Source organism: Lichenicola cladoniae, assembly GCF_013201075.1.
GTDB classification, from domain to species: Bacteria; Pseudomonadota; Alphaproteobacteria; order Acetobacterales; family Acetobacteraceae; genus Lichenicola; species Lichenicola cladoniae.
On record NZ_CP053713.1, the window covers coordinates 28324 to 43488 of the forward strand.

Annotated in this window: 15 protein-coding genes and 1 pseudogene; 12 read left to right on the forward strand and 4 right to left on the reverse strand. The window is 60.5% G+C overall.

Annotation, left to right across the window (positions count from 1 at the left end; genetic code table 11):
* Positions 1–10: 10 nt before the first annotated feature.
* On the reverse strand, positions 11–388 hold the full coding sequence (locus HN018_RS27980; protein WP_171837210.1) for a PRC-barrel domain-containing protein: 378 nt from the start codon (positions 386–388) through the stop codon (positions 11–13).
* 142 nt (positions 389–530) lie between these two features.
* On the opposite strand from HN018_RS27980, the gene HN018_RS27985 reads away from it, so the two are divergent.
* From HN018_RS27985 to HN018_RS28010, 6 genes are all read left to right on the forward strand, one after another.
* A complete protein-coding gene (locus HN018_RS27985; protein WP_171837209.1) occupies positions 531–1244 on the forward strand; it encodes a hypothetical protein in 714 nt (237 codons plus the stop codon).
* A 99-nt stretch (positions 1245–1343) separates the two neighbouring features.
* A complete protein-coding gene (locus HN018_RS27990; protein WP_171837208.1) occupies positions 1344–2603 on the forward strand; it encodes an ATP-binding protein in 1260 nt (419 codons plus the stop codon).
* Between the two features lie 227 nt (positions 2604–2830).
* A complete protein-coding gene (locus HN018_RS27995; RefSeq protein WP_171837207.1) occupies positions 2831–3154 on the forward strand; it encodes a nucleotidyltransferase family protein in 324 nt (107 codons plus the stop codon).
* Between the two features lie 176 nt (positions 3155–3330).
* Positions 3331–3534 carry a hypothetical protein gene (locus HN018_RS28000; RefSeq protein WP_171837206.1) on the forward strand — a complete coding sequence of 68 codons (204 nt, stop codon included), beginning with the start codon at positions 3331–3333 and terminating at the stop codon, positions 3532–3534.
* Positions 3531–3722: a hypothetical protein gene (locus HN018_RS28005; RefSeq protein WP_171837205.1), complete on the forward strand. Its 192-nt coding sequence runs from the start codon at positions 3531–3533 to the stop codon at positions 3720–3722. The genes HN018_RS28000 and HN018_RS28005 overlap by 4 nt, the downstream gene beginning before the upstream one ends.
* Before the next feature lie 8 nt (positions 3723–3730).
* Positions 3731–4744 carry a tyrosine-type recombinase/integrase gene (locus tag HN018_RS28010; RefSeq protein ID WP_239479499.1) on the forward strand — a complete coding sequence of 338 codons (1014 nt, stop codon included), beginning with the start codon at positions 3731–3733 and terminating at the stop codon, positions 4742–4744.
* A gap of 40 nt (positions 4745–4784) precedes the next feature.
* On the opposite strand, the gene HN018_RS28015 is transcribed toward HN018_RS28010, so the two are convergent.
* The gene (locus tag HN018_RS28015; RefSeq protein ID WP_171837204.1) at positions 4785–5687 is read right to left on the reverse strand and encodes an SMP-30/gluconolactonase/LRE family protein; all 903 of its coding nucleotides are present in this window, start codon (positions 5685–5687) and stop codon (positions 4785–4787) included.
* A 154-nt stretch (positions 5688–5841) separates the two neighbouring features.
* Here HN018_RS28015 and HN018_RS28020 point away from each other — a divergent pair, with 154 nt between their 5' ends.
* From HN018_RS28020 to HN018_RS28040, 5 genes are all read left to right on the forward strand, one after another.
* Positions 5842–7620, forward strand: coding sequence for a thiamine pyrophosphate-requiring protein (locus HN018_RS28020; RefSeq protein ID WP_171837235.1), 1779 nt, complete (start codon positions 5842–5844; stop codon positions 7618–7620).
* 12 nt (positions 7621–7632) lie between these two features.
* Positions 7633–8733, forward strand: coding sequence for an enolase C-terminal domain-like protein (locus HN018_RS28025; RefSeq protein ID WP_171837203.1), 1101 nt, complete (start codon positions 7633–7635; stop codon positions 8731–8733).
* A gap of 2 nt (positions 8734–8735) precedes the next feature.
* Positions 8736–9716, forward strand: a complete 981-nt coding sequence (locus HN018_RS28030) for a hypothetical protein (protein WP_171837202.1) — start codon at positions 8736–8738, stop codon at positions 9714–9716.
* Positions 9709–10374, forward strand: coding sequence for a gluconate 2-dehydrogenase subunit 3 family protein (locus HN018_RS28035; RefSeq protein ID WP_171837201.1), 666 nt, complete (start codon positions 9709–9711; stop codon positions 10372–10374). Before HN018_RS28030 ends, HN018_RS28035 begins: the two co-directional genes overlap by 8 nt.
* 64 nt (positions 10375–10438) lie before the next feature.
* Entirely contained in the window at positions 10439–12007 is a 1569-nt protein-coding gene (locus tag HN018_RS28040; protein WP_408886864.1) for a GMC family oxidoreductase, read from the forward strand.
* Positions 12008–12218: 211 nt separating this feature from the next.
* Here HN018_RS28040 and HN018_RS28045 read toward each other — a convergent pair.
* Positions 12219–12821, reverse strand: a pseudogene (locus HN018_RS28045) (IS630 family transposase); the annotation flags it as partial.
* Positions 12822–12908: 87 nt separating this feature from the next.
* On the opposite strand from HN018_RS28045, the gene HN018_RS28050 reads away from it, so the two are divergent.
* Positions 12909–13937 (forward strand): IS110 family RNA-guided transposase, encoded by a 1029-nt coding sequence (locus tag HN018_RS28050; RefSeq protein WP_171837200.1) that lies wholly within the window; start codon positions 12909–12911, stop codon positions 13935–13937.
* Between the two features lie 60 nt (positions 13938–13997).
* Here the strand turns inward: HN018_RS28050 and HN018_RS28055 are convergent, their stop codons facing one another.
* Positions 13998–14507 (reverse strand): helix-turn-helix domain-containing protein, encoded by a 510-nt coding sequence (locus tag HN018_RS28055; protein ID WP_171837199.1) that lies wholly within the window; start codon positions 14505–14507, stop codon positions 13998–14000.
* Positions 14508–15165 lie beyond the last annotated feature (658 nt).

Sequence of the window (15165 nt, forward strand, 5' to 3'; positions counted from 1 at the left end):
GGGTCGCTCTTTAGGAAGCGAGACCGGCTCCGTGCCCATAATAATCATCGATGTCATGGCCGCGGAGATCATCCCACACACTCATCTCATTGGCTGCGTAAGCCGGTGCACCTTCAAGTCGGTCCCGGCTGAGGTTGATCACATAGCCGCCTTGGCGAGGGTCATATTTCAGCTGATTCCAAGGCAGCGGGTGATATTTATCACCGATTCCGAGAAAGCCGCCAAAGCTCAGGATGGCATACTCTGCTTTTCCAGACACCTTGTTAAGCATGACATCGTACACGTTGCCTAACTTCTCGCCGGCCTCGCTGTAGACGCTTGTACCGCTTACTTTGCTGGCGGCGATGATACGGCCACCGGTCTCGCTTGGATTGTCTATGCTAGCCATGGTGTTCTTCCTTTTGCCGTTGAGTTATGCGCAATTAATGCATTCCTGGAGATACGTAATCTAGCCTGTGTCGAAACGTTGGCAGGCGCTACAAGTTTGATGCTGGGGCCAGCTGTGTTTAGCCGCTCAGGATAAGAACATCGTGCCGACCGAGCACGGCCTGGCGCTGGTCGATCCAGGCGTCACTGCCCAACTCGAGTGGCTGCTAGACGAGGTCCTGGTCGTGCAGATGAAGATGATGAGCGCGATCGACGCGGTCTGCGCCCAGGCGTCGGGAATCATTGGCCGGCTGACGGACCACGCCGCAAGCGGGGCGGCTTCGCTTGTCGCCACGACCGCGGCAGGCCCAGCCGGCCCCGACCGTCCGCCGACGCCGGCGATGAAGGCCTATGTTGATAGCCTTGCGAAGCAGAACGGGGTCAAGCCTCCTGGAGGCTACACCAGTTCCAGCGCGATCTGCCCTGCCTTCCTCGACAGACATGCGTTTTCGAAGCAGGCTCACAGCAAAGAGGCAACCTCAGCCGCCAATCCGACTCGCTCATGCACCGGATTGCAGGCAGCTAGGGGCAGCTGGCGCGTCCCCAAAGAGAACTACCAAGGCAAGGCGATCGACAAAAACAAGGCGGTCTCTCGATCATCCTCAGCACCTGCTGCTACCTCTGCTGACGGACCAACTGAGACAGCACTCAGAATCTCCTACAGCAATAAGGAAGTAGCGCTGAAACTCGGCCCGCCCACTACCGCGATGGCAGTTGGTATGGACCTGCCGGTGTCAATCTCGCAGCATTCTGACAAAAGGGCTGGCTCTGATTTCCACATAACATCGAGGAAATCTCCAAATAACTTGGATGAATAAGGACTTTGCCTATCTTACGAAATTCGGCTTAGCAGGTTCCCGTCCGAACTGTGCTATCTTGTAGATATATCCGGTGACTAGCTCTGAAGGATGACCTGCATGACGATCAAGGGGCTTGAGGAGGAGAAATTTCGTCAGATTCTTGCGGCGCATCTTACGCCCAGCCAACCGATCTCTAGCCCAGAGCACCTTAAGGGGCGTGAGCATATGCTCACTCAGATAAGTCGGTCGTTTAACTCGCCAGGAAAACACATATTTATCCATGGTGATCGAGGCGTCGGTAAGACGTCGCTGGCACAGACAGCTGCCACCCTCCGACAATCCTCGGATGCAGAACCGATTCTAGTCGGGTGCAGCAATCCTTCGTTCCTGGCTATTGTACGCGATGCTGTAAAGCGCTGTTTGCCTGTTGGAGACGGGGTCCTGCAGAGGAAGAGGGAGACAAAACTTAAGGCGGGGATAGCTGGCTTCGGCGTTGAACTGACGAGGAGTATTGCCGCCGGCAACGTGCCAGATGTCGAGTCAGTTAATGACGCAGTTCAGCTTCTCAAATTCGTCGCCGAGTACCACTCAACGCAGCCAGTGATTATACTTGATGAGTTCGACCAATTGACCGACGATGGCGAGCGCAAGCTTTGCGCTCAAATGATTAAGGAGGTCTCTGACCAGAGAGTGAATGTGAAGTTTATCATCTGCGGAATTGGTTCTAGCTTGGTAGACTTGATAGGCAGCCATCTCTCGACTGGAAGATACTTAGCACCATACAGCCTCGACAGGCTGACCCATGATGCGAGGTGGGATATTCTTACCTCCGCCGCTACCGCCATGGGCGTGGAAATAGGGCACTCCTTTAGGGTAAGAATAGGTCAGATCAGCGACGGGTTTCCATCTTACATCCATCTGATAGGTGAACAGATCTTATGGAATATGTTCGATGATGAGACTGAAACAAGCGCCTGTGCACAAACACACTTTAATGAAGGAGTTAGGCAGGCTGTGTCAGAAGCCCAGCCTACGCTTAAAGCTATTTACGAAAAGGCAACTCAGAAATATTCTAATGACTACGAAGAAATATTGTGGGCATTAGCCGATCAGCACCTTATGCGTCGACAGACTACCGATATTTATGACAAGTCATACCTGAGGATCATGGGCGAGCGGAGTTCGTCCGACCACCCCATATTAAGTAAGCCAATATTTTCCCAGCGCCTCAACAGTCTAAAGAGTGCCAGGCATGGTGAGATCATAGTAGGTACAGGTGCCGGCTGGTATGAATTCCGGGAAAACATTGTTCGCGGCTTTGTAAGGCTTAAGGCCGAGAGTATGGGTATCGAGATTGGCGTAGAGGGTTATGGATAGCAATGCCGAACACAACCTGCACCGACTGCATTTCTTTTCCGGTTGCAGACTGAACTTCTTGAGAAACGAACGCTTCGTTTAGTCAGCGGCCTAGAGCCGATAGGCTAGTTCTGGCCAGGCATGCAGTGGTAGCCGCCGCGGCCTTGCCTCCACCTCGCGCTACATATGATAATGTCCTTTATCATATATAGTTTGACCTGGGACCGGCCTGGTTGGTATAAACAGTGATGTCCCCTGCCCTGGCCAGCGACCCGGTCCTCGTCCACCTCCGCACAGCCCTGACCGGGCTCTATGGCTCGCGTCTTGAGCGGGTCTTGCTGTTCGGGTCCCGGGCCCGCGGTGATGCCCAGCCCCAGTCCGACTATGACGTTGCCGTATTCCTTGAGCCGCTGCATGACCGATGGGCCGAACTTGATCGTCTGGCCGACCTACGTGTGCGTTTTCTCGACGAGACCGGCGCGTTCATCGACGCCAAGCCTTATTCGACAGCGGCCTATGGCGACCCCACGCCGCTGATGCACGAGATCCGACGCGAAGGCTTGGATCTGTGACCGAAGAAGGAAGGATGTTCCTGGCGAAAGCCGCCAAGCTACTGAACGAGGCGGAAATGATGCTGTCGGTCAATCTGAACGAGGCCGCTGGCCGGTCCGCCTACCTCGCGGGTTTTCATGCTGCTTAGGCGCTGATTTTTAAGCATCTGGGCAAGGTCCTGAAGACGCATGCTGGTGTGCACGCGGAGTTCCTCCGCCTGACCAGGGACGATCCTCGTCTTGATGCCGACCTGCGCGTCTTCCTATCGCGAAGCTACAACCTCAAGGCCATCGCCGATTACGAGACCGATCCGCAAACAGGCGTGACCCCGGCACGTGCGGCGGATGCCATCGCAATAGGACGTTGTTTCGTAGCCAGCATCGAGAATATTATCGAATGAACGAGAACCCGTTCTCCCAGGGAGCTCCTGGCGGAAACGAACGTGCGCCGCCTGAGGTTGATAATTCCGCCCAGTGGCGTAGGCTTGAGCAGACCATAATGGAAGCCCGCGAGCGGTTCGGCAATCTTCCGGCCGACGAGCTGCAGGCAATCCTCGACGAAGCAGTCATGACGTCGCGTCAGGCTTGATAACGTGCATGACTGATCACCAGAATGGGGTTTCCATGCGCGTCACGCTCATTGAGCAGGAAGCGACCCAGAAGGTCATTTCCTTCAATGATGGTCACGTGCCCGTTCTCGTTGTGGCCGCCGGTGAACGTGCCGGAATCCGGTTTCTTGAGTTCTTTGCTTCGGCGATCCGCAATCCGCACACCCGGCGAGCCTATTTGCGCGCGGTCAGAGACTTCCTTGCCTGGTGCGAGACGATGGGCGTGTCCTCGGTTGCTGGGGTGCAGCCGTTACACGTAGCTAGCTGGATAGAGCTGCAGACCCGGGAGCGATCGGCGCCCACCGTGAAGCTGCACTTGGCCGCGCTCCGCCATCTGTTCGACTGGCTGGTCACCGGCCAGGTGATACCCACCAACCCAGCCGCCTCGGTCCGTGGCCCGGCGCATAGCGTACGCAAGGGCAAGACGCCGGTGCTGGATCCGCTTGAGGCCCGGCAGTTGCTCGACAGCATTGACGTCTCGACCCCAATCGGGCTGCGGGACCGGGCGCTGATTGGGCTGATGGTCTTCAGCTTTGCGCGGGTTGGGGCGGCGCTGGCCATGCGGGTGGAAGACGTCTTCGTGCAAAACCGCAGGCTCTGGGTGCACCTGCGCGAGAAGGGCGGCAAGCGACACGAGATGCCCTGCCACCATACGCTTGAGGCCTACCTGCACGCCTATCTGGAGACGACCGGGATCGCTAAGGATCCAAAGGGGCCGCTGTTCCGGACCATTGGTCGCGGTACCGGGCGGTTGAGCCGGACCCCCCTTCCTCAGGCAAATGCCTACCTCATGGTGCAGCGGCGCACGCTGGCGGCTGGCATCGGCACTCGGATCGGCAATCACAGCTTCCGAGCAACGGGGATTACCGCCTACTTGAAGAACGGCGGGACGCTAGAGAATGCAGCCGCCATGGCCAACCATGCCAGCACCCGGACCACCCAACTCTATGACCGTAGGCGGGATGATATCAGTCTTGATGAGGTTGAACGGATCAGAGTGTAGCATCCGGGCCCATTAGGATCAGCGCAGTTCCCCGGCCGGATCAGGCGGATGCTAGTGTGCAGCGGCGCGGCACGCCGGTCCGGCTGGGCCGGAGCCGCAGCAGTCCGCCAGCATGTGGTTCGGCACGTCGCTGAGCATCGCTGAGCTTGTCGGCGGCGCTGGTGACGTAGAGCGTGTCGAGCTTCGGGCCGGCGAAAGCACACATAGTTGGCTGGCTGACCGGGAGCACGATGTCGCAGTCAATGCTGCCATCCTTGTTGAAACGACGTAGCCGGCCTGCCCCGTGTAGCGCGCACCAGTAGCCACCGTCGGTATCGACGGCGGCGCCATCGGGCAAGCCGTCCCCTTTGGGGATTGCAGCGAAGGTACGACGATGACTTAGCCGGCCGCTCTCGGGCTCGAAGTCGAAGCTCCAGATCACGCCCGCCTGACTGTGCGAGAGCAGAAATTGCCGACTATCGGCGCTCCACGCCATGCCATTATGCAGCTCTGCTGCGTCGGGTTCCGGCTTCAGCCCACCTGCCCTGGTGAAGCTGTGCAACGAGGCGGCGATCGGCACGCACACCCCTGGCTGCAGCGGGTCGAACATCACGCCCACCCAGAAGCGACCGGTCACGTCGCAGGCGCCCTCGTTGAAGCGGTGCAACGCCGGGTCGAACGGGGGCGGGGCGAGCAGCGTCAGCCTGCCCGATGCGAAATCCAGTGCGAAGACGCCGGTGCGGAGCGCTACGACGGCGCCGGAGAGGTCATCGTCCAGCACGAACGCACCAATGTCGGACGGAAGCGGCCATGCCCGCTGCGCGCCGCTTTCTGGATGATAACGGTAGAGTGCCGGCTTCTTGACGTCGATCCAGTAGAGTGCTGCTTCGGAGGCGGACCACGTTGGTGATTCCCCAATCGTAGCACCTGCGTCCACAGCCAGCTCGATCACTTCGTCGGACATGCATCGATCTCCTGGTAGCGGTCTTGGTACAAGAAACGTCGATCGCCCTCCTCTGTCCATCTGCGGAACCAGATGGGGCGAACGGCGTAAAGCGGCAAGGCCTCGATCAGTATGCACCGGTCGACGCAGTACGGCGTGGAGACCAGCGATGAGCATGACCGTCAGCGATTTCGTGTGGAGCCGTCTCGGCGAGTGGGGCTTGAAGCGGGTGTTCGGCTATCCGGGTGACGGCGTTGGCGGGCTCGATTTGGCGCTTGAGCGAGCCAAAGAGAAGATGGCCTACGTCCAGGTGCGGCACGAGGAAATGGCCGCGTTCATGGCATCGGCGCATGCTAAGTTCACTGGCGAGGTCGGGCTTTGTTACGCAACGTCCGGACCCGGCGCGATCCATCTGTTGACTGGCCTTTACGACGCCAAGATGGACCATGTACCGGTAGTGGCGATCGTGGGCCAGCAGGCGCGCACAGCGATCGGCGCACATTATCAGCAGGAGGTCGACCTCCAGGCGTTGTTCAAGGACGTCGCCAGCGAATATGTCGTGACGGCGATGGTGCCAGAGCAGATCAGGCACTGTATCGACCGCGCAGTGCGGATCGCTGCGACAACGCGCAGTGTGACCTGCGTTATCATTCCGAACGACCTGCAGGAACTTGCATACAAAGATCCACCACTCGTCCACGGTACCACGCACACTGGTGTGGGTTATGCAGGCCCGGCGAAGCTTCCGGAGCAGTCGCTGCTGCATCAGGCCGCGGACGTCCTGAACGCTGGCAAGAAGGTCGCGATCCTGGTGGGGTCGGGTGCCCTCGGTGCGACAGACGAGGTAATCGCAATCGCTGAGAAGCTGCAGGCGGGTGTCTCGAAGGCGCTGCTCGGGAAGGCGGTACTTCCCGATTCCCTCCCCTGGTGCACAGGCGGGCTCGGGCTGCTTGGGACCAAGCCTTCCTGGGACCTCATGCAGGAATGCGATACGCTCCTGATGATTGGCTCTTCTTTTCCATATAGCGAGTTCCTGCCGAAGCCGGGCACGGCACGCGGTGTGCAGATCGATCTAGACGGTACAAGACTTAGCCTGCGCTATCCAATGGAAATCAACATGGTGGGCGACTCCGCTACCGCGTTGAAGGCGCTACTGCCGCTGCTTGAGCAGAAGAAGCCCGGAAGCTGGCGCAAGGAGATCGAGAGCAACGTCGAAGCATGGTGGAAGACACTCGAGGACCGCGCCATGCAGCCGGCCAATCCGATCAATCCGCAACGGATCTTCTGGGAGGCGTCGAAACGCCTGCCGGAGAACTGCATCATGACCGGTGACAGCGGCTCGGTCGCAAACTGGTATGGCCGCGACATCAAGATGCGTCGCGGCATGATGGGATCGCTGTCCGGCAGTCTGGCCTCGCTCGGTGCGGCGACGCCCTATGCGGTGGCAGCAAAATTCGCGTTTCCTGACCGTGTGGTGCTGGCCTTCATCGGCGACGGCGCCATGCAGATGAATGGCCTGAACGTAATGATTACCATTTCCAAATACTGGAGGGAGTGGTCGAACCCGAAGCTGATCGTGATGGTTCTTAATAACCAGGACCTGAACCAGGTCACGTGGGAGGAACGCGTCCAGCTCGGTTCCGGCAAGACAGAATCGACCCAGGCCATCCCAGATTTCGCCTACGACAAATATGCCGAACTGCTCGGTCTCAAGGGCATCGTCGTGCGTGACCCGGAGAAGCTGGGTGCCGCCTGGGACGAGGCATTCGCCGCCGACCGCCCGGTCATCATGAACGTTTATGCCGATCCGAACGTGCCGCCGCTACCGCCGCACATCACCTTCAAGGACGCCAAGAACTTCCTGACCATGATGGCTACCGAACCGGAGCTCGGCAGCGTGCTCAAGAACAGTGCCAAGGAGCTATTGGCTAGCGTCCTGCCCAGCAAGCACTGAGCCTTGTTCGACATGCTGCCGATTGGCGTGGTGCGGGCACAGGCCTTTGCTATTCCAACTGACGGCCCGGAGGCAGATGGTACCGCTTCCTGGGATAGTACCACTCTTGTCGTCGTACACGCGCAGGCCGGCGATTGGGAGGGGATCGGCTACAGCTATGCCGATCTGTCCGTTGCGGCACTGGTAAACAGCAAGCTGGCATCGGTAATCGTGGGCAACGACGCAAGCGATCCGCCGCGCGCTTTGCGCCTGATGCAGGTTGTAGTGCGCAATCTTGGTCGCGATGGCATCGCCGCCTGCGCGATCTCGGCAGTCGACACAGCCTCATGGGACCTGAAGGCGAAGCTACTGGATGTGCCGCTGGCGCATCTGCTCGGGCAGTATCGCAACGCGGTGCCGATTTATGGCAGTGGCGGCTTCACCAACTACGATGATGGCCGTCTTGCCGAGCAACTCGCCAGATGGGTTGAGCATGATGGATGCCGTTGGGTAAAGATGAAGGTCGGCATGCATCCGGAGCGGGATCCAGAGCGGGTCTCGCAGGCGAAGGCGGCAATCGGACCAGCTACGCTGTTCGTCGACGCCAATAATGCTTATGGCGTAAAGCAGGCGATCGAGTTCGCCAGACGCTTCCTCGACGAGCAGGACGTGAGATGGTTCGAGGAGCCAGTCTCGTCCGACGATCTCGTCGGACTGCGTCGCGTGCGTGATCAGGTATCGGCGGCGATAGAGATCGCCGCCGGCGAGTACGGTTACGAGCCGACCTACTTCCGGCGCATGCTGGAGGCAGGGGCAGTCGATGTGCTGCAGGCGGATGCCACGCGATGCGGCGGCGTAACGGGGTTTATGCTGGCAGCGTCGTTGCCGGAGGCGTTCCATGTCGACATATCGGCGCACTGCGCGCTGGCGCTGCATCGTCACCTTGGCACGGCGGCACCGCGGTTCCAGCATTGCGAGTGGTTCCATGACCACGTTCGGATCGAGCGCATGCTGTTCGATGGCGCGCCGGTGCCGCATGATGGTGCGATCATGCCCGATCCGGAGCGGCCCGGTTTTGGGCTCGTGTTCAAGCGGCAGGACGCGGAACGCTTCGCCGTCTGCACAGGGAGCTGAGAATGGCGCGCGACATGACCGCACTGGGCAGCTCGGGCATGGCGGCGTTGGGGCTGGCAAGCCTGGCTGCAACCCGGCTGAAGCAACAGGCAACGTCTCGTTTGGCAAAGACGCAGAATCAGGCGGCCTCGTCTCCTAGCGCCCCAGCACGGCTCGATCCGGATGCGGCTGTTCACGCCGCACGTCGGCTCAATCGTGCTGCCGGGGTGCTCGCCGCCTCGGTGCTGGCCGACAGCGCTGTGGAGCATTATCGCGGCCAATTCCACAACAGGGCTATGGTCACGCCGCTGGTAACGGCCAGCTTGTCGCTCGCGGTGAGCGCGCACGGCAACGCCGACAAGCGGCCGGTTGCACACCGCGCGCGCGACGGCGTCTATCTGCTGGCAGCCGCGACAGGAGTGATCGGCACGGGGTTCCATCTTTACAACGTACTGAGCAAGCCTGGTGGGCTGAGCTGGCAGAATTTGTTCTATTCAGCTCCACTTGGTGCGCCGGCAGCGCTCTCGCTTTCGGGTGCTATGGGTTTCCTCGCCGAGCGAGTGCGGGATACCTCTCCAGGCTCGTCGCCGATGATTGCCGGCGTCGCTGCGGGCCGTGTCGTCGGCGTCGCGACGAGCGTCGGCCTGCTCGGAACAATGGGTGAAGCTGGGCTGCTGCATTTTCGCGGAAACTACCAGAACCCGTTCATGTATGTGCCGGTGTCGCTACCACCGGTAGCAGCTGCTGCGCTGGGGCTGGCGGCCCTCGGCCGTACTGGGCAGCGCAGCCGATGGGCGCGCACTTTGCTGCGGCTGACCGCGGCGATGGGTTATGCCGGCGCCGGGTTTCATCTACGTGGCGTGGCGCGGCAAATGGGCGGCTGGCGCAACTGGAGCCAGAACATTCTGAACGGGCCGCCGGTGCCGGCGCCACCGAGCTTCACTGGGCTTGCCATGGCGGGGCTCGCGGCGCTCGGCCTTCTGGAGGACCATCCCGATGACTGATCATGACGGCACGCGCAATCCGGACCGTTACCCGGACTATGACGTGATGAGCAAGCAGTTCTCGCCGTCTTGGAACGAGGTCACGCGCAAGGTGGTGCATGCGCGCCTTGCCGTGCCGCGGGAACCGCGTTTCTTCAATCAGGGCGAGTGGGACACCCTGCAGGCAGTCTGCGCCCGGATCATGCCGCAGCCGGCGACCGGTGCGATTATTCCCCTTCCCGCCTATGTCGACGCCAAGATTACCGAGAAGCACGAGGATGGTTACCGATATGCGTCGCTGCCGCACCAGGGTGAGGCGTGGCAGCGCGGATTGGCAGCGCTCGACCAGGAGGCGGCGGACTCGCACGGTGCTCGCTACCATCTGCTGACACCGGAGCAGCAGGACGCATTGCTGCAGCGGATGCAGGATGGCAAGCTGGATTGCAGCGCGTGGCAGGGCATGCCGTGCAAGCTGTTCTTCGAGCACCGCGTGATCGCCGACATCACGCATGCCTATTATGCCCATCCGATCGCCTGGAACGAGATCGGCTTCGGCGGTCCAGCCAGTCCCCGCGGCTATGTGCGCATGGGGCTCAATCGCCGCGATCCATGGGAAGCGGCTGAAGCGCATCCCGGCAAGGAAGCGCACGCAAGGCGGGAGAACAAGCGTGTCGGCTGATCCGTTCGCTGCACCACGTGGTGCCAATGGCCGAGCTCCGGACATTTTCTCCGAAGATGGCTGGATGCCGATGCGGCAGTATAGCGAGGACGAGGCCGTCGATTTCTTGGTGATCGGCACCGGTGCCGGTGGCGCACCACTAATCGCCGGCCTCGCTGAAGGCGGCTTCTCGGTGGTAGGTTTCGATGCCGGTCCGTGGTTCCGTCCGTTGGAAGAGTTCGCTTCCGACGAGCAGGAGCAGAACAAGCTCTACTGGACCGACACGCGCGTCGTCGACGGCGCTAATCCGATGGTGATGGGCGGTAAGAATAGCGGCAAGGCGGTCGGTGGCAGCACCGTGCATTTCGCAATGGTATCACTGCGGTTCAGGCCCGACTGGTTTAAATCGCGCACTACGCTCGGCTACGGCGCTGACTGGCCGCTCGATTGGCGCGAGATGTGGGACTACTACACGAAGGCCGAGCAGGCTCTGAAGATCTCCGGCCCGGTTGTCTATCCGTGGGGCCCGAAGCGGCCACGCTATCCCTATCGCGCTCACGAACTTAATAGCGCGGCTGAGCTGCTTGGTCGCGGTGCCGAGGCAATGGGGATTCGCTGGACGCCAACACCGCTCGCCACCGTATCGGCGCCACGCGGCGATAGCCCGCCCTGCGTCTACCGGGGCTATTGCCGGTTCGGCTGCTCGACCAATGCCAAGCAGAGCGCGCTGGTCGCGTTCGTGCCGCGTGCAGTCAAGGCCGGCGCCGAGATCCGCGATCTCGCCATGGTCGGGCGCATCGAGGTAGACAGCAGCGGACGTGCCACCGGCGTGCACTACATTCGCGAGGGAAAGTGGCGGTTTCAGCGCGCGCACAACGTGATCGTGGCAGGCTACGCGGTCGAGACGCCGCGTCTGCTGCTAGCATCGGCGACCGACCGCTACCGAGACGGACTCGCCAACAGTTCCGGCCTGGTCGGCAAGAACCTGATGACGCAGTCTAACCAGGCAGTATTTGGAACGATGCAACAGGAGGTGCGCTGGAACAAGGGACCGCCTTCGCTGTCGCTCACCGAGCACTGGAACTACGACGACCGCAAGGACTTTTCTGGCGGCTATTGCTGGATGGCGCAGGGCCCGCTGCCGGTCGAATGGGTGACGGTACAGACTGGCTCACGCGGCTTGTGGGGCCAGAAGCTCATCGACGAGATGGAAAAATACAACCATCAGGTTGGGCTTAAGATGGTTGGCGAGATGCTGCCAGATGAGCGCAACACTGTCACACTCGATGATGAGGTCGACCAATACGGGCTGCGCGTTGCCCGCGTTACGTACAGCTGGGGCGATAACGACAAGGCGCTGATCCAGCATGCACTCAGCCAGATGCAGACCAGCCTGGAGGCGGTCAGTGCTACCGACATCTTCCGACAGGAGAACGATACGAACCATCTCGGCGGCACCGCCCGCATGGGCAATGACCGTCGAAACAGCGTCGTCAATGCTGATTGTCGAAGCTGGGATATTCCCAATTTATGGGTCTGCGACGGCTCGGTGTTTCCAACCGTCGGCGGCGTCAATCCGTCACTAACCATTACCGCAATCGCGATGCGAACGGTAGATCGGATCAAGCAGATGGCTAAGCGCGGGGAGCTTTAAGATAAGCAATCAGCTACACTACTACCCAATAATATAACAGATCCCGGCTCGCACATGCAGGAGTGGCTTATTTCGGCGATACCTAATCGTCGATCCTGATACTTCTTGCGTCATCATGCTCAAAGTTTTATCCAGGATCCATTCCGTTTCGGTTGCGATCTTCTCGATGTATTAGCTCTGGTGAAGGTAAAATGACTAGAGCAGAGTCTGATCATTCTGGCTCGTAGCCTGCGGCGGTGAAGTAGTTTTCGCACTCGCGTTGGCTGAAGGTTGGGAGCGCGTCGCGGATGGCGTTCCAGAGGTCATCGATGGTCCGAGCGGCTGCCTTGCGCAGCACCGCCTTCAGCTTGGCGAAGGCGTTCTCGATCGGGTTGAAGTCCGGTGAGTAGGGCGGCAGGTATCGCAGCGTGGCGCCTGCAGCATCGATCAAGGCGCGAATGGAGACACCTTTATGGGCGGCCAGGTTGTCCATCACGACGATGTCGCCTGAGCACAACGTCGGGACGAGCACCTGCTGGATGTAGGCATGGAACGCCGCGGCGTTCATCGGACCGTCGAGCACCATTGGTGCCGTCATGCCGGAGAGCCGGAGTGCGCCCGTGAAGGTGGTGGTCTTCCAGTGCCCGTGCGGAACAGGCGCGCGGCAGCGGTGACCACGCCGGGCGCGGCCGCGCAGGCGCGCCATCTTGGTGGAAGCACCGGTTTCATCGATGAAGACCAGACGGGCCGGGTCGAGGTCTGGCTGGGCGTCGAACCAGGCCTGCCTGCGCACGGCGACGTCCGGCCGCTCCTGCTCGCTGGCGTGTGCTGTTTTTATGGGATGGCCCGCCCCTTATCTCTCCGACACCGAAAACTGGAGCGCTAAGCTGTCAGGGCAACCGGAGAAACAGGAGCTGGGCTAATGCAGATTGCAGTATTGGGTATCGACCTCGGCAAGAACAGCTGCAGTGTCGTGGGGCTAGATACAACCGGGCGCGTTGTCCTGAAGCGTCGCCTCCACCGTGATGGCGTCCTGAAGCTTGCAGCGAGCATGCCCAGCTGCGTGATGGCAATGGAGGCCTGCTGTGGGGCGCACCATCTTGGCCGGATATTGCGCGATCAAGGACACGAGGTTCGGCTGATGTCGCCGGAATATGTCCGACCCTACGTCAAGGCTCAGAAGAATGATGACCGGGATGCCGAGGCGATCGCCGAAGCGGCAACGCGGCCGACTATGCGGTTCGTGACGCTGAAGAGTGAGACACAGCTCGACATGCAGAGCCTGCACCGTGCCCGCGACCGGCTGGTCGGCGAGAGAACGGCTCTGATCAACCAGCTGCGCGCCATCCTGCTTGAGCGTGGCATCATCGTGCCGCAGGGACGACGTAAGATGGAACTGCACCTCGAGGCGCTTTTAGCCGGAGAAGGCGTTGGGCTGAGTGCAAGAACCCGGTTGCTGGTCGACGATCTGCGTCTCGAGTGGGGCGAGCTGGATCGCCGTATCGAGGGTTTTGACGCCGAATTCGCAGCAAAGGCGCGCACCGACGAGACCGCCCGCCTGTTGACCACGATCCCGGGTATCGGCCCGCTGAACGCGACGGCGCTGGCGGCCGCCATCGGCAACGCCCAGACTTTCGGACGTGGACGCGACCTGGCCGCCTGGCTGGGGCTGGTGCCCAAGCAGATGACGACCGGCGGCAAGCCGAAGCTTCTGGGAATAACCAAGCGCGGCAACGGCTACCTGCGCAAGATGCTGATCCACGGTGCGCGTGCAGCCTTGCCGTCGCTGTCCAAGGGTGAGACCGCGATGGGTGGCTGGTTACGCGGCTTGCTCGCGCGAGCGCACGTGAACACCGTAGTGGTGGCGCTGGCCGCCAAGCTGGCACGGATCATCTGCGCAGTGCTTCGGAGCGGGCGGAAGTTCGAGCTCACGACTGCAACGGTGTCATAATCAATAGAATTGGCTGGTCGCGCTCACCCGGCGCGGACGGTTGATGGGGTCTGCGGGTGGTTAATGCGAGATGGCCTGACAGTTGATCGGCGTTCTGGAAACCTGGTTCAAAAAATGGCGCTCGACGCCGATGTTTTTATGAGGACCGGGACGTGCGGATCTCCATCTTGGCCGGGACAATGTCCCGAGACCGGATACGTTGGCGTAGACTGACCAGATCGGATCGCAAAGATCGCTTGCAGAGGGGGCGGGCCATACGTTTTTGAAGGTCATCCCGTGGCGGTCGAGGAAACGCCAGATCGTGCTTGGCGCGAACGACGCACCATTCCGCTCACGTAGCAGCTCAGAGAGTTCGACGAGAGTGATATCCACCTGCGCGTCGATAGCCGCGAGGATCACCTCCCGGTAGCTCTCGATCCGCTGGGAGCGCAGGTCGCCGCCCTTGGGCCGCGGTGTTGTCAGTCCCTCCGTCCGCCAGGCCCGAACCCAACGGACCGCTGTCGCTACTGCCACGCCAAACCGCGCGGCGGCAGCATTGCGCGACATGCCGCCATCGACGGCGGCGATCACCCGGTCTCGAAGGTCCTGAGAAAGTGTCCGTCCCATCCATGCTGGCCTCCAATCCAGCCAGCATAGTGAATCAGATCTGCTCCGCGTCGGGGAAGAACTTTCGATTCCAGTCGGTCAGATTAGGCTCTAGCTAGATGTCGACAAGAGAAAACAAAACCCGCAAGGTATGAATCCATGGCCAGGAGCGGGCCAAGGCTGTTCAACACTCTTGTGCCGCCACCATTGAGTCAGATCTGCAACAGGAGCGACGTGAAATAGACGGCTGATCGATTTGGGGGTTCTCGAAGCGGATAATCTCTGACTCTTGGCAAGGCAACCGAATCGGAGGTTGCCTTGGCTACGTTTTCCCCGTTGCTGGATATGCTGACGGACATCCCTGATTCGTGCCGGGCCGAAGCCAAGCTCAACACGCTGCTCCACGTCCTGTTGTTTGCCATTCTCGCCATCGTTACCGGCTGCAACTCGTATCGTGGCATCGTCACCTTTATTGACGTGCATCGGTCGTCTGTCCGCACTCATGCTATGCCGTGGCGGCCGAACCCTGGCACCTCCACCAGGCGACACTGTCGGCTCGCAAACTGTAGATCATCTATAGTTAAGAAAAATGAAACAGCAGGACCTTCCGGAGTGATCGTGCCTATAAGGCCTCAACCCAACA

Excerpts from the sequence above, each read along its gene's own strand:
- HN018_RS27980 (WP_171837210.1), bottom strand. The coding sequence starts at position 388 with ATGGCTAGCATAGACAATCCAAGCGAGACCGGTGGCCGTATCATCGCC.
- HN018_RS27990 (WP_171837208.1), top strand. The coding sequence starts at position 1,344 with ATGACGATCAAGGGGCTTGAGGAGGAGAAATTTCGTCAGATTCTTGCG.
- HN018_RS27995 (WP_171837207.1), top strand. The coding sequence starts at position 2,831 with ATGTCCCCTGCCCTGGCCAGCGACCCGGTCCTCGTCCACCTCCGCACA.
- HN018_RS28005 (WP_171837205.1), top strand. The coding sequence starts at position 3,531 with ATGAACGAGAACCCGTTCTCCCAGGGAGCTCCTGGCGGAAACGAACGT.
- HN018_RS28010 (WP_239479499.1), top strand. The coding sequence starts at position 3,731 with ATGACTGATCACCAGAATGGGGTTTCCATGCGCGTCACGCTCATTGAG.
- HN018_RS28015 (WP_171837204.1), bottom strand. The coding sequence starts at position 5,687 with ATGTCCGACGAAGTGATCGAGCTGGCTGTGGACGCAGGTGCTACGATT.
- HN018_RS28020 (WP_171837235.1), top strand. The coding sequence starts at position 5,842 with ATGACCGTCAGCGATTTCGTGTGGAGCCGTCTCGGCGAGTGGGGCTTG.
- HN018_RS28025 (WP_171837203.1), top strand. The coding sequence starts at position 7,633 with ATGCTGCCGATTGGCGTGGTGCGGGCACAGGCCTTTGCTATTCCAACT.
- HN018_RS28030 (WP_171837202.1), top strand. The coding sequence starts at position 8,736 with ATGGCGCGCGACATGACCGCACTGGGCAGCTCGGGCATGGCGGCGTTG.
- HN018_RS28035 (WP_171837201.1), top strand. The coding sequence starts at position 9,709 with ATGACTGATCATGACGGCACGCGCAATCCGGACCGTTACCCGGACTAT.
- HN018_RS28040 (WP_408886864.1), top strand. The coding sequence starts at position 10,439 with ATGCCGATGCGGCAGTATAGCGAGGACGAGGCCGTCGATTTCTTGGTG.
- HN018_RS28050 (WP_171837200.1), top strand. The coding sequence starts at position 12,909 with ATGCAGATTGCAGTATTGGGTATCGACCTCGGCAAGAACAGCTGCAGT.